Origin of the sequence: Microbacterium meiriae (genome assembly GCF_032364335.1) — a bacterium.
Taxonomy (GTDB): Bacteria; Actinomycetota; Actinomycetes; order Actinomycetales; family Microbacteriaceae; genus Microbacterium; species Microbacterium meiriae.
The window spans coordinates 1,262,790-1,276,225 of record NZ_CP133984.1; the positions used below are offsets into that span (position 1 = coordinate 1,262,790).

Here is a 13,436-nt window from a genome sequence, read left to right on the forward strand (position 1 = left end):
GAGTCGATGAGCATTCCGCGCCCGTTCTTCGACCGCGCCGCCGAACTCCGCGAGGAGGAGGGCGTGATCGAGCGTCTCCGCGGCCTCGCGGCCTCGCGCGTCATCGTCGTCCGGGAGGGGCGTGTGCGCGTCGCGGCCTCGGCGCTGCTGCGCGTCTCGGCGGACGACGTCACGGACGGGACATGGGCGCTGCTCGGTCGGGAAGCCGACGGCTCCGCGCTCCTGCTCGCCGCGCTGCCGCCGGAGACCGATGCTCTCGACACGGCGCCGGACGAGATCTGGCTCGGCCTCCGCGACCTCGGCGGGCGCCTGGACGCCGGGGAGTCCGAGGTGCTCGTCGCCGCGGTCGCGCTGGCCGGCTGGCTCCGCGACGCCCCGTTCTGCCCCACCTGCGGCGGAGGGACGGAGCTGCGCAACGCGGGCTGGTCGCGGCGGTGCCTGGTCTGCGGCCGCGAGCACTTCCCGCGGACCGACCCCGCGGTGATCGTCGCCGTCGAGAGCGCGGACGGCGAGCGGTTGCTGCTCGGTGCCAATGCGAACTGGGGCGGTCGCATGTACTCCTGCTTCGCCGGTTTCACGGAGGCGGGCGAATCCCTCGAGGCCACCGTGCACCGGGAGATCGAGGAGGAGTCCGGCGTGCGCCTCTCGACGCTGCGCTACATCTCCTCGCAGGCGTGGCCCTTCCCCCGCTCGCTCATGGTCGGGTTCCGCGCCGCGGTCGAAGACGAAGCCGCGGCCAGACCCGACGGCGAGGAGATCATCGACGTGCGCTGGTTCACGCGGGAGGAGATCGGCTCCGCGCTCGCCGGGGACGGTCCCGTCGGGTTGCCGGGACCCGCCTCGATCGCGCGCGCTCTCATCGTCGACTGGTTCGAGGAGCGCCCGTGAGCGCACTCGATGCCCTCGACGAGCGGCAGCGAGCGGCGGCTTCGGTCCTGCGGGGGCCGGTGGCGGTGCTCGCGGGTGCCGGAACCGGGAAGACCAGGGTCATCACGCACCGCATCGCGCACGGGGTGGACACCGGTGCCTACTCGCCGTCCCGGGTGATGGCGGTGACGTTCACCGCGAAGGCCGCCGGTGAGCTCCGCGGACGCCTCCGTGCACTGGGCGTCGAAGGCGTCGCCGCCCGCACCTTCCACGCGGCCGCGCTCGCCCAGCTCAACTTCTTCTGGCCCACGCTGGCGGGGGCCCCCGCGCCGTCGATCATCGACAACAAGGTGCGCATGCTCGGTCAGGCCGCCGATGCCCTCCGCCTGCGTCCCCGCACGGCGACCCTGCGCGACATCGCCTCGGAGATCGAGTGGCGGAAGGTGTCGATGATCTCGATCGACCGGTACGCCGAGCTGGGCCGTCCGATCACCGGGATCGACCCCACCCAGCTCGTGGAGCTGATGCGCGGCTACGAGGCGCTGAAGGACGAGCGTCATCAGCTCGACTTCGAGGACGTGCTGCTCGCCTGTGCGGGGATGCTGGAGACCGAGCCACGGGTCGCAGCCGCCGTTCACGAGCAGTACCGGCACTTCACCGTGGACGAGTTCCAGGACGTGTCGCCGCTCCAGAACCGGCTCCTGGAGCTGTGGCTGGGCGATCGGCACGACATCTGCGTGGTGGGCGACGCCAGCCAGACGATCTACTCGTTCGCGGGGGCGGAGCAGCGGTTCCTCCTCGAGTTCGAAAGGCGGCACCCCGATGCAACGGTCATCCGGCTGGAGACGAACTACCGGTCCCAGGCCCCCATCCTGACGGCGGCGAACGCGCTGATGCACGGTCGCCCCGGGGCGCTGGAGCTGGTCCCCGCGCGGGAGCACTTCACCGCCGAGCCGCCGACGGTCACGGCGTACGACTCGGAGTCGGAGGAGGCCGCGGGGATCGCGGCCGGTGTCGCGGCCCGTATCGCCGACGGCGCCTCCCCGTCCGAGATCGCCGTGCTGTATCGGGCCCATGCGCAGTCCGCGGTGCTCCAGCAGGCGCTCGCCGCCGAGGGGATCGCCACCTCGGTGCTCGGCGGCACGCGATTCTTCGCCATGCCGGAGGTACGCCAGGCGATCCTCGCGCTCCGTGCGGCGGCGGTCGCGCCGACCGAGCACGGATTCCTGCCAGGGGTGCGGCGGGTGCTTCGCGAGCTGGGACTCACCGAGGAGCCGCCGGCCGCCGGGGGAGCTCAGCGCGACGGCTGGGAGGCGCGACGGGCCATCCTGCGGCTCGCGGAGGATGCCGGTCCGGAAGCGACCCTGCGATCGTTCAGCGACGAGCTCATGGCCCGCGCGAAGGATCAGCACGAGCCGACGATGCGGACGGTGACACTGTCGACGCTGCATGCGGCCAAGGGCCTCGAATGGCCGCACGTCTACCTCGCGGGGTGGGCGGAGGGGTCGCTGCCCATCTCGTATGCCACGACGTTCGAGGCCGTGGACGAGGAGCGTCGCCTCGCCTACGTGGGGGTCACGCGGGCTGCGCGCACGCTGGAGCTGTCCTGGGCACGATCGGCGGGGCGCGGCGAACGGGCGCCCTCGCGGTTCCTGGCGGAGATGGGGACGACGGGTCGCGGCACAGGCATTCTGCGCGAAATCGCACCGAACGCCACCCGATCACGCCGTCCGCGCTGATCCGGGCGATGCGGGCGGCCTCGGGGTCCGCGAGGAGACGCGCAGCGACCGCTCCGGCCGCAGCCACCCTGGCGAGTGTGATGCGCCCGGGGTCGCGGCCGACGAGCTGACCGTGGAGCAGCGGCCAGGCAGGGTCCCGAGCGGTGTCCTCGGCATCCCTGCAGGTCAGACACGGCGTGAGCCCCGGCACGACCAGCGGTCCCACGGTGATGCGCGCCGGCTCGACGGCGATCGGCAGGTGCGGGGAGTCCGTGCGCAGGAACGGCGCGAACTGCACGGCGGCCGCCGCACCGGGAACGAGGACGACGGCGACCACCGTCGATGCCGGCGCCGAGGTCGTCGCGAGCGACACCCCTTCGTCGGCGAGCGCCTCGCACAGCCGCCCTTCGGCGCGGGTGTCGGTGAGCCCGAGCGTGGACACCCGGGCGGCGAGCGGGCGGGCGGGCTCGTCCTGCAGCGCCGGTTCGACGATGGCCAGCAGCCGTCTGGCCTCCTCCCGCGGCGCTCCCGCGCGGTGCGCGATGACATCGAAGGCGCTGCGTCGGAACCCTCGGCGCATGCGGCTGAGGAGCCGTTCGACCCAGGGCGCGGACGCCGGGACCCGGATGGCGGGATCGTCGCCGACCTGGAGGGTCATCCCGTCGCGCCAGAGCAGCGGGAATGCGGGGTCGAGACGGGTCAGGGTCGTCGGGGTGAGCGGCACCCCTCGATTCTGCGGAGCATCGTGGAGCCGCAGGCCGATTCGGGGGATCGGTGGAGAAGTCGGCGGTCCGCCCGTGGTCGGGGAGGGAGAGTGATCGTCCGTCCCCGACCCGGATGGCCGGACTCAGACCGGGCGCTCGCCCTCCGGAGTGTCGTCGTCGCCGTCGGTGCGCGGATCCGTGTCGCCGTCCTCGGCGGGCGCCTCCGCGGAGAAGTCGTCGCCGTCCAGCAGGCGGGCGAGCGCCTCATCGAATTCGTCGGCCTCGGGCTGCTCCCCGCGCTCCGCGGCCTGCAGACGCGCGATCAGGGCCGTCGGGTCGTCGATGTCCTCGGCGGTGGGCATGAGGTCCGGGTAGTCCCAGAGGGAGTCCCGGGCGGCGACGCCGACCGCGTCCGTGACCGCCCGCCACATGGCCGAGGCCTCGCGGATGCGTCGCGGTCGGAGCTTGAGCCCGACCAGCGCACCCAGAGCGTCCTCCGCGGGGCCGCCGACGGCACGGCGACGACGGGCCGCCTCGGCGATCCGGCCGCCGTCCGGCAGTCGGGAGGTGGCCTCCGCCGTGACGACGTCGACCCACCCGTCGATCGTCGCGATGAGGTTCTCCAGGCGGGCGAGGGCCTCGCGCTGCGCCTCGGTCTGGGTCGGGAGCAAGGCTCCGCCCTCGATCGCCGCGCGCAGCTCCTCGGGGTTCGAGGGGTCGAGGCGGCTCGCCACGTCCTCCAGGGCATCGACATCCACCGTCACGCCGCGGGCGAAGTCGGTGATCTGCGCCATCACGTGCAGGTGCAGCCACTTGGCGTGCCGATACAGGCGGGCGTAGGCGAGCTCGCGCGTCGCGACGTAGAGGGCGATCTGGTCTGCCGGGATCTCGAGCCCCTCGCCGAACGCGGTGAGGTTCTGCGGGATCACGGCGGCCGTACCCGCGGGGAGTACCGGGATGCCCACGTCGCCCCCGGAGACGACCTCGAGGGAGAGGTTGCCGAGGACCTGACCGAACTGGGCGGCGAACACCGATCCGCCGAGGCCCCGCATCAAGCGTCCCGCGCCCTGCACCACGCCGCGCATCTCCTCGGGCACCTGGGTGTCGAGGGCGGACGTCAGCGCGTCGGCGATGCTCGTCGAGACGGGGCCGGCGATCTCCTTCCACACCGGAAGGGTCCTCTCGACCCACTCGCCGCGGGTCATCGCGACCGGCGGCTCTGCGAGCTCGGAGATGGTGGTCGCCTCGCTCAGCCAGAGACCGGCGAGTGCGAACGAGTCGGCGAGGGAGGAGCGGGAGCCGTCGCCGATGCCCTGACCCTCGCGGTTGGCGATGTGCAGAGCCTGCCGAAGCGAGTTCTCCCACGGATCACCGCCGAAGGCGCCCTGGAGCTGCGACATGATCGTCTGCATCATCGCCGGGTCGAAGGCGAAGCCGTCCATCCCCTGGAAGGCGCCGCGCAGCGCCTCGGGGTCGATGTCTCCACCGCCCTGGTTCGAGAGCATCCGTCGCAGGAACTCCTGGAAGTCCTCCGGGTTCGGTTCGTTGTCTGCCATGTCGCTCGCCCTCTCAGCACGTCTGAAGCCGTGGCATCTACGCTAGTCACAGGTTTCAGTGCGCGTCCCCGAAGCGGGCAGATCGCTGTACGCCGCTCGCGAACGACGGAGGATTGCTGTGGAACGACCGCGTGCAGGGAAGCTCGGACTCGGGGTCTGGGCGCTGGTGGTCGCGCTCGCCGCGCTCGCCGTCCTCACCTTCCTGCCCTCGCCGTACGTGATCCAGCGTCCGGGCCCGGTGTACGACACCCTCGGTACCGCGAAGAACGCGGACGGCGAGCAGGTCCCGCTCATCAGCGTGGAGGGGACCGAGACGTACGAGACGGGCGGCACGCTCGACCTGACGACCGTCCAGGTCGTCGGCAACAGGGAGCGCACGCCGAGCTGGTTCGAGCTCGCGCTCGCCTGGACGGACGCCTCGCGCGCCGTCGTGCCGCTGGACGCGGTGTTCCCCGAGGGCGTCACGACCGAGCAGCGCGACGAGCGCAACGCGATGCTCATGGTCGACTCGCAGCACGAGGCGACGGCCGCCGCGCTGAACGAGCTCGGCTACGACACCGGAGCCGAGGTCGTGGTGGTCGACGCGGTCGAGGGCTCTCCTGCCGACGGCCTGCTCGAGGCGGACGACGTGATCACGGCGATCGACGGCACGCCCGTGACCTCGGCGACCGCGCTGCGCGAGGCCATCCAGGAGGCGGGCGGGGATCCGGTCGCGCTCACGGTGCGCCGCGACGGCGCGGAGCAGACGGTCGAGATCACGCCGGAGGAGCAGACCCAGGACGGCACGACGACGTGGCTGATCGGCATCACGCTGCGCACCGGTTACGACTTCGAGGTCGACGTCACGATCCAGCTCGACAACGTCGGCGGCCCCAGCGCGGGCATGATGTTCGCCCTCGGGATCATCGACACCCTGACCCCGGGCGAGCTGAACGGCGGCAAGGAGGTCGCGGGCACCGGGACGATCGACGCCGAGGGGACCGTCGGACCGATCGGCGGCATCCGCCAGAAGCTCTACGGCGCCCGTGACGCCGGCGCGAACTACTTCCTCGCACCGGAGGCGAACTGCGACGAGGTCGTGGGGCATGTGCCGGACGGCCTGCAGGTCATCCGCACCGCGACCCTCGACGAATCCCTCGCGGCGCTCGAGGTCATCGCGGAGGACGGCGACGTCGACGCGCTGCCGACCTGCGACGTTCCCGCCACCTGAGCCCGCACGGTCGTGACCCCGCCGTGACCGGTGTGACAGCCCGCCCACAGCGAGCGGTGCCTAGGATGGAGGGGTGACCTCGACCCCAGCCCAGCCCCCGGCCACGCCTCGAACCTCCCGACGCATCCTCGGAATCTCCCTGGTGATCATCGCCGCGCTCATCGCGGCGTTCTTCGTCTTCGCGTCGCTCTACACCGAATTCCTCTGGTTCGACCAGGTCGGGTTCACCGGCGTGCTCACCACGCAGTGGATCGCGACGGCGGTGATGTTCGTCATCGGCTTCCTCGGCATGGCGGTTCCGCTGTTCGTCGTCATCCAGCTCGCCTACCGGCTCCGTCCGGTCTACGTGCGGCTGAGCTCCCAGCTCGACCGCTACCAGGAGGTCATCGAGCCGCTGCGCCGCCTCGCGATGTGGGGCATGCCGATCTTCTTCGGCCTCTTCGCGGGCTTCGCGGCGGCCGGCAACTGGAAGACCGTGTGGCTGTGGGCCAACGGCGTCGCCACCGGTGAGGTCGACCCGCAGTTCGGCGTCGACACCGGTTTCTACATGTTCGCGATGCCGTTCTACTCGATCCTCCTCGCGTTCGTCTCGGCGGTCCTGCTGCTGAGCCTTCTCGTCACCGCGCTCGTGTCCTACCTCTACGGCTCCGTGCGCATCGGCCAGGGCGAGCTGCGCATCTCGAAGCCGGCCCGCATCCAGCTCGCGGTCATCGCAGGGCTGTACCTGCTCGTGCAGGCGGCGAGCCTGTGGCTGGACCGCTACAAGACCCTCGTCGAACCGGACGACCGGATCACCGGTGCCGCCTACACGGGCGCCAACGCGACCATCCCCGGCCTCGGCATCCTCGCGATCATCGCCGCCGTCGTCGCCATCCTGTTCTTCATCACGGCCGTCATCGGCCGCTGGCGCTTCCCCCTCGCGGCGACCGCGCTGCTGATCGTGGCCTCGCTGGTCATCGGCATCGGCTACCCGTGGGTGGTCACGACCTTCCAGGTGAAGCCGAACCAGAACGCCTATCAGGCCGAGTACTACCAGCGGAACATCGACGGCACGAAGGAGGCCTACGGCGTCGCCGACCTGGAGACCACGGCCTTCGAGGCTGAGACGGACGCCGAGGCCGGTCAGCTCCGCGCCGACGCGGAGACCACGGCGTCGATCCGCATCATGGACCCGAAGGTCATCCCGCCGACGGTCCGCCAGCTCGAGCAGTACCGCGGCTACTACCAGTTCCAGACGACCATGGACGTCGACCGCTACGAGATCGACGGCGTGAAGCAGGACACGGTCGTCTCCGTCCGCGACCTCGACATGTCGGGTCTGGGCGACGGTGACAACTGGAACAACCGCGTCGCGGTCTACACGCACGGCTATGGTCTCGTCGCCGCGGCCGGAAACCAGCGCACGACGGACGGCGAGCCCGTCTTCCTCGAGCGCGGCATCCCGACCTCGGGCTTCCTGTCCGAGCAGGGCGACTTCGAGCCGCGGGTCTACTTCGGCGAGAATTCCCCGGAGTACTCCATCGTGGGCGCCCCCGAGGGGGCCGACCCGGTCGAGATCGACTACCCGCGGGGCAAGGACGGTTCGAGCGAGACGAAGACCACGTTCTCCGGGAACGGCGGACCGAAGATCGGCGACAGCTTCACCAAGCTGCTCTACGCGCTGAAGTTCCAGTCGGAGCAGATCCTCTTCTCCAACCTCGTCAACGACGACTCGCAGATCCTCTACGACCGCGACCCGAAGACCCGCGTGCAGAAGGTCGCGCCGTACCTCGAGCTCGACAGCGACCCGTACCCGAGCGTCGTGGACGGCCGCATCGTCTGGATCGTGGACGGGTACACGACGAGCTCGACCTACCCGTACTCGACGAGCGTGAGCCTGTCCGACGCGATCGCCGACTCGAACGTGCCGACGCCGTCGCTCGCGATCGACGACATCAACTACATCCGCAACTCGGTCAAGGCCACGGTCGACGCCTACGACGGCTCGGTCACGTTGTACGCCTGGGACGAGGAGGACCCGGTCCTGAAGACCTGGCAGAAGGTCTACCCGTCCACCCTCAAGCCGATCAGCGAGATGTCCGGCGAGCTCATGAGCCACGTCCGGTACCCGACCGATCTGTTCAAGGTGCAGCGCGACATCCTCGGCATCTACCACGTCGACAAGGCCGGCTCGTTCGCCCAGCAGGACAACCGCTGGCAGACGCCGAACGACCCGCGCAGCGACGCGATGCTGCAGCCGCCGTACTACCTGACCATGCAGATGCCAGGGCAGGAGGAACCGCGGTTCTCGATGTTCTCGACGTTCATCCCCGCCTCACAGGGCGCGGGCGGCAGCCGCGACGTGTTGATGGGCTACCTGGCCGTCGACTCGGATGCGGGCGCCGAGAAGGGCGTCAAGGCCGAGGGGTACGGGCAGCTGCGCATGCTGGAGATCGACACCGACACCACGGTGCCCGGTCCCGGCCAGGTGCAGAACACCTACAACTCGGACACGGCCGTGGTGCCGCAGCTCAACCTGCTCCAGCAGGGGGAGTCCGAGGTCATCTACGGCAACCTGCTGACCCTGCCCGTCGGTGGCGGTCTGCTCTACGTCCAGCCGGTCTACGTGCAGTCGTCCGAGGGGACGCAGCTTCCGCGTCTGCAGAAGGTGCTCGTCGCCTTCGGTGACCGGGTGGCCTTCGAGAACACCCTCACCGAGGCGCTGGACACGCTGTTCGGCGGCGACTCCGGCGCGACCGGTGGCGATGACGAGGTCGAACCCACCGACCCGGAGGCGACCGATCCCGACACGGGGGAGACGCCGACCACGCCGACGCCGACGGATGAGCAGGCCGACGCCCTGGCGAAGGCGCAGCAGGCGCTCCTCGACCGCCAGGCGGCCCTCACCGAGGGTGACCTGGAGAAGTTCGGTGAGGCGGACAAGCGGCTCACCGCGGCCGTCGAGAAGCTCCTGGAGCTGGAGGCCGCCGCAGAGTAATCTCGCCACGCACACGGAAGGGCACCCCCACGGGGTGCCCTTTCGCATTCCCCGCCACTCCCGCGTCCCTGACGCGCGTCCGCCGCATCAGGCGCTCGCGCCGTTTCACGCGACATCCTGCAGGCGTGCCTGCTGTCGCGCGGGTGCCTGCGTGCGCGCGTGGCGCGCCGGGACAGGCGTTCTCGCGGCAGCAGGCGGGCGCGCGAGGTCAGGCGCCCTCCTGGTAGGAAGCCTGATCTGGCGCGAGTGCCGGTCACGGCGGAGGGTTTTGTCCGGGACGAACCGTCGCGCGAGGAGGGGCTGGCATGGGAGGGTGGAGGCAAACAGGGAGGTCGCCGTGGCTGAGCGCATCGTTGTAGGAGTGGTGGACACGTCGGCGGGACGACGAGCACTGGAGTGGGCCGCGCATCGCGCACGGTCGCGGAAGGCCACTCTGCTCCTCGCGAGCGTCGTCGGGGGAGCGGTCGGGGCCGTCGGGGAGGGCCCTGTGGTGGATGCGGCGATCGCGGCGGCGCGGAGTCTGCTGGAGGAGCACGCGGAGACGCTGAAGGCCCAGGGCCTGGACGTCGACATCGTCGTGCTCCGCGGCGACCCGGTCCGCCAGCTCGTCTCGACCACCGCGGGCGCGAACCTCCTGGTGATCGGAAGCGACTTCCGACCCGATGACGCGGACAGCCCGCGGCGCGGGGCGCACGGGCTGCGCATCGTCGCCGACTCGTCCTGCCCCGTCGTGGTGATCCCGGATATCGAGGCGGGAGACCGCCGCGGTGTCGTCGTCGGAGTGGACGGGTCGCCGATCTCGGAAGCCGCCGTCGCCTTCGCGGCTGCCGAAGCCGACCGCCTCGGCGAGCCCCTCATCGCGGTGACGGTATGGACGCCCGTGCCCCTTCCGCGCGGAGCGAGGTCGTATCCCGAGCAGTACCTCTCCTCCATGCAGGAGCTGGCCGAAGAGACTCTCGCCGTCGCTCTCGCCGGGCTGCGCCAGACGTATCCGGATCTCGAGCTGCAGCCCCGGGTCGAGCGCGGGTACCCGTCCGAGGTCATCAACCGGGCGGCCGCCGCCGCGAGCCTCGCCGTGGTGGGCTCACACGGGCGGGGGGCCGTCGCCCGGTTCCTGCTCGGGTCGATCAGCCACGAGGTCCTCGCGGCGCTCGTCGCGCCCACCGCCGTCGTCCGCTGACTGGCGGGACGGCATCCGCGGCCTAGAGCGGGCTGGTCAGCACCTCGTGAAGCACGCGTCGGCTGTCGTCTCCGCCCGGTCCTGACCCGCTCGAGAGCGTCACCAGGGCTTTCCAGAGCGCCCAGCCGCGAGCCCGTCCCCACGTCGCGTCGTCGAGTCCGACAGCGTCGCGGAACGCGTCACGCGCGTCCCCCTCGAAGTACGTCCACGCCATGACGAGGTCGCAGGCAGGATCGCCGACGCCGCAGGTGCCGAAATCGATCATCGCCGACAGGCTGCCGTCGCTGATGAGGAGGTTCCCGACGGCGACATCGCCGTGGAACCAGACGGGCGAGGACTCCCAGACGCTGCTCGTCGCCGCGAGCCAGACGCTCCGGCAGTTCTCCGTGTCCACGGTGCCGTCCAGCCGCTGCAGCGCGGCGTGGACGTCATCGCTGTAGACGCTCGGATGCGAACCGCGGAAGAACGAGTGCCGGCCGGCGGCCTGCCCCGCGTGCACGGGGAGAGACCTCAGGACGCGGAGGAGGCCCCCGAGATCGACGGCGAGGCGGACACGATCGAGCCCCGCGACGCGGTCGACGGTGTCGCCGTCGAGCCACCGGCGGATGGACCACGGAAACGGATAGCCGCGGCCGGGTTCGCCGAGCGCAACGACGGAGGGAACGGCGACCGGGAGCCGTCCGGCGAGGAACTCGAGCGCTCTGCTCTCCTTCTGCACGGCCGTCGCGTAGGACTCGGCAACGGGAAGGCGAACCGACAGATCCTCACCCAGGCGGAAAGTCCTGTTGTCCCACCCCTGACGCGCCACGGCGCGGACGGGCAGGTGCGCCCAGCGGGGGAACTGCTCTTCGACGAGCTCAGCTACCACGGCTGCATCGATGTCGACTGGTCGGCTCACCCCTCGATACTCCCAGAGGTCGGCTCCCGCCACATGCGAAAGGCCCTCTGGCCTGGGATTACTCCCGGCCAGAGGGCCTTCCATTTGTTGCGGGGACAGGATTTGAACCTGCGACCTCCGGGTTATGAGCCCGGCGAGCTACCGAACTGCTCCACCCCGCGGCACAAGAGATAACTTATCACGGATCTGGAGAGGCGTCGAATCGAGCGCGGCAGCGACGGGTGCGAGAGGATGGCGTCATGCCTGAGAACGCCGCCGTCCCCGTCGCCGTGTGCCAGTTCGCTCCCACCGATTCGCGCGAGGCCAACAGGGAGCGGATCGCCGAGCTCGCGACGGACGCCGCCCGACTGGGGGCGAAGCTCATCGTGTTCCCGGAGTACTCGAGCTTCTTCGTCGATCCGATGGACGAACGCCTCGCGGCGAATGCGGAGGGTCTCGACGGTGAGTTCGTGACCGGACTGATCGGCCTGGCCGCGGAGCTCGCCGTCGTCATCGTCGCGGGCGTCACGGAGAAGGCCTCGGACGAGGGGCGCGTGCGCAACACGGTCGTCGCCGTGCGCGGCGACGGCATCCTCGCGGTCTACCGCAAGCAGCACCTGTACGACGCGTTCGGGCAGAGCGAGTCGGACTGGGTGGAGCCGGGGGAGATCGGCGAGCCCGCGGTCTTCGAACTCGGAGGTCTGCGCTTCGGGCTGATGACCTGTTACGACCTGCGGTTCCCCGAGCTGTCGCGGTGCCTCGCGGTCGCCGGTGCCGACGCGCTCGTGGTGCCGGCGGAATGGGTGCGCGGGCCGCTCAAGGAGCACCACTGGACCACGCTGCTCGCCGCGCGGGCCATCGAGAACACGGTGTTCGTCATCGCCGCCGACCACCCGGCGCCGATCGGCGTGGGGCACTCGCGCATCGTGGACCCGCAGGGCGTCGTCCGCGCGGGGGTCGGGCCCGAGCCGGGGGTGGCACTCGGAGTGGTCGACCGAGCGGCGATCACCAGGGTCCGGGAGACGAACCCCTCGCTGCGTGCACGGCGTTACGACGTGGTCCCGCGCTGACCGACCCGCTTCAGGCGCGCAGACCGGAGAGACGGGCGGCCGCCTCCTCCAGCACATCGACGCGTTTGCACGCCGCGAAGCGGACGAGGCCCGCGTACGTCGGGCGTCGCGCGGGGGACACGAAGGCGGTGAGGGGGATCGCCACGACCCCGGCCCGTTCCGGAAGCGCGCGGCAGAAGGCCGCCGCATCGGCGCCGCCGAGAGCCGTCGCGTCGGCCACCGTGAAGTAGCCGCCCTGTGGGGCATGGACGGTGAAGCCGGCCGCGCGCAGACCGTCGCCGAGGATCGCGTGCTTGCGGGCGAGCAGGGAGGCGGCATCGGCGAAGAACGCATCGTCGAGGCGCAGGCCCACGGCCACGGCGGGCTGGAAAGGCGCGCCGTTGACGTAGGTGAGGTACTGCTTCACCGTCAGCACGGCCGTGATGAGCGCGGCGGGGCCGTGCACCCAGCCGATCTTCCACCCCGTGGTCGAGAAGGTCTTCCCGGCCGAGGAGATGGTCAGCGTCCGCTCCGCAGCGCCGGGCAGCGTGGCGATGGGCACGTGCGGGCCGCGGAAGGTGAGGTGCTCGTAGACCTCGTCGGTGACGATCACGGCCTCGTGCTTCTCGGCCAGACGCACGACCTCCCGGCGGACCTCCTCGTCGAAGACCGCTCCCGTGGGGTTGTGCGGGTCGTTGACGAGGATGATCCGCGTCCGATCCGTGACCGCCTCCGCGAGCTGCTGCAGGTCGGGCTGGAAGTCCGGCGCCCGCAGCGGCACGGTCCGGAGCCGAGCGCCCGCGAGCGCGACCGCCGCGGCGTACGAGTCGTAGTAGGGCTCGAAGACGACGACCTCGTCCTCCGGCCCGTCGATGAGCGCGAGCAGGGTCGCCGTCAGCGCCTCGGTGGCCCCGGCTGTCACGATGACCTCGGTGTCCGGGTCGACGGCGAGCCCGTAGAACCGCTGCTGATGCTCGGCGATCGCCTGCAGGAGATCGGGGAAGCCGCGCCCCGGCGGGTACTGGTTGACGCCCTCGGCGATCGCTGCGCGTGCGGCGGCGAGGACCACCTCCGGGCCGTCCTCGTCCGGGAAGCCCTGCCCCAGATTGATGGAGCCGGTTCTGACCGCCGCGGCGGACATCTCTGCGAAGATGGTGGGCGCGACGGTACCGTCCGCGTCGAGCAGACCGGCACCGGCCGCCGTGCGACGCCATGCGCCGGGGATGACACTCATGAAGAACAGGCTAAGGCCATAGCTGAAACTCAAGCTCGGCATAAGGAACGCACAGGGATGCGGG

9 protein-coding genes and 1 tRNA gene are annotated in these 13,436 nt (G+C 71.0%); 6 read left to right on the plus strand and 4 right to left on the minus strand.

Features of this window, described 5'->3' with window-relative positions:
* The first annotated feature begins 6 nt into the window (after positions 1–6).
* A complete protein-coding gene (gene nudC / locus RI211_RS06020; protein WP_259953135.1) occupies positions 7–888 on the plus strand; it encodes an NAD(+) diphosphatase in 882 nt (293 codons plus the stop codon).
* Positions 885–2,606, plus strand: a complete 1,722-nt coding sequence (locus RI211_RS06025; protein WP_187663671.1) for an ATP-dependent helicase — start codon at positions 885–887, stop codon at positions 2,604–2,606. Before nudC ends, RI211_RS06025 begins: the two co-directional genes overlap by 4 nt.
* Before the next feature lie 826 nt (positions 2,607–3,432).
* Here RI211_RS06025 and RI211_RS06030 read toward each other — a convergent pair.
* A complete protein-coding gene (locus RI211_RS06030; protein ID WP_187663672.1) occupies positions 3,433–4,845 on the minus strand; it encodes a zinc-dependent metalloprotease in 1,413 nt (470 codons plus the stop codon).
* A 118-nt stretch (positions 4,846–4,963) separates the two neighbouring features.
* Between RI211_RS06030 and RI211_RS06035 the strand changes: the two genes are divergently transcribed.
* The 3 genes from RI211_RS06035 to RI211_RS06045 all read left to right on the plus strand — a co-directional run bounded on the left by RI211_RS06035 (position 4,964) and on the right by RI211_RS06045 (position 10,212).
* Positions 4,964–6,055, plus strand: coding sequence for a YlbL family protein (locus tag RI211_RS06035; RefSeq protein ID WP_315638436.1), 1,092 nt, complete (start codon positions 4,964–4,966; stop codon positions 6,053–6,055).
* Between the two features lie 73 nt (positions 6,056–6,128).
* Positions 6,129–9,032, plus strand: coding sequence for a UPF0182 family membrane protein (locus RI211_RS06040; protein ID WP_187663674.1), 2,904 nt, complete (start codon positions 6,129–6,131; stop codon positions 9,030–9,032).
* 337 nt (positions 9,033–9,369) lie between these two features.
* Positions 9,370–10,212, plus strand: a complete 843-nt coding sequence (locus RI211_RS06045; protein WP_259953142.1) for a universal stress protein — start codon at positions 9,370–9,372, stop codon at positions 10,210–10,212.
* 22 nt (positions 10,213–10,234) lie between these two features.
* Here the strand turns inward: RI211_RS06045 and RI211_RS06050 are convergent, their stop codons facing one another.
* Both RI211_RS06050 and RI211_RS06055 read right to left on the minus strand, forming a co-directional pair.
* On the minus strand, positions 10,235–11,110 hold the full coding sequence (locus tag RI211_RS06050; protein ID WP_315638435.1) for an aminoglycoside phosphotransferase family protein: 876 nt from the start codon (positions 11,108–11,110) through the stop codon (positions 10,235–10,237).
* A gap of 87 nt (positions 11,111–11,197) precedes the next feature.
* Positions 11,198–11,271: transfer RNA gene (locus RI211_RS06055), tRNA-Met, on the minus strand.
* A gap of 78 nt (positions 11,272–11,349) precedes the next feature.
* Between RI211_RS06055 and RI211_RS06060 the strand changes: the two genes are divergently transcribed.
* Positions 11,350–12,159 carry a carbon-nitrogen hydrolase family protein gene (locus tag RI211_RS06060; protein ID WP_315638434.1) on the plus strand — a complete coding sequence of 270 codons (810 nt, stop codon included), beginning with the start codon at positions 11,350–11,352 and terminating at the stop codon, positions 12,157–12,159.
* Positions 12,160–12,169: 10 nt separating this feature from the next.
* On the opposite strand, the gene RI211_RS06065 is transcribed toward RI211_RS06060, so the two are convergent.
* Positions 12,170–13,372: an aminotransferase class I/II-fold pyridoxal phosphate-dependent enzyme gene (locus tag RI211_RS06065; RefSeq protein ID WP_315638433.1), complete on the minus strand. Its 1,203-nt coding sequence runs from the start codon at positions 13,370–13,372 to the stop codon at positions 12,170–12,172.
* Positions 13,373–13,436: the final 64 nt, after the last annotated feature.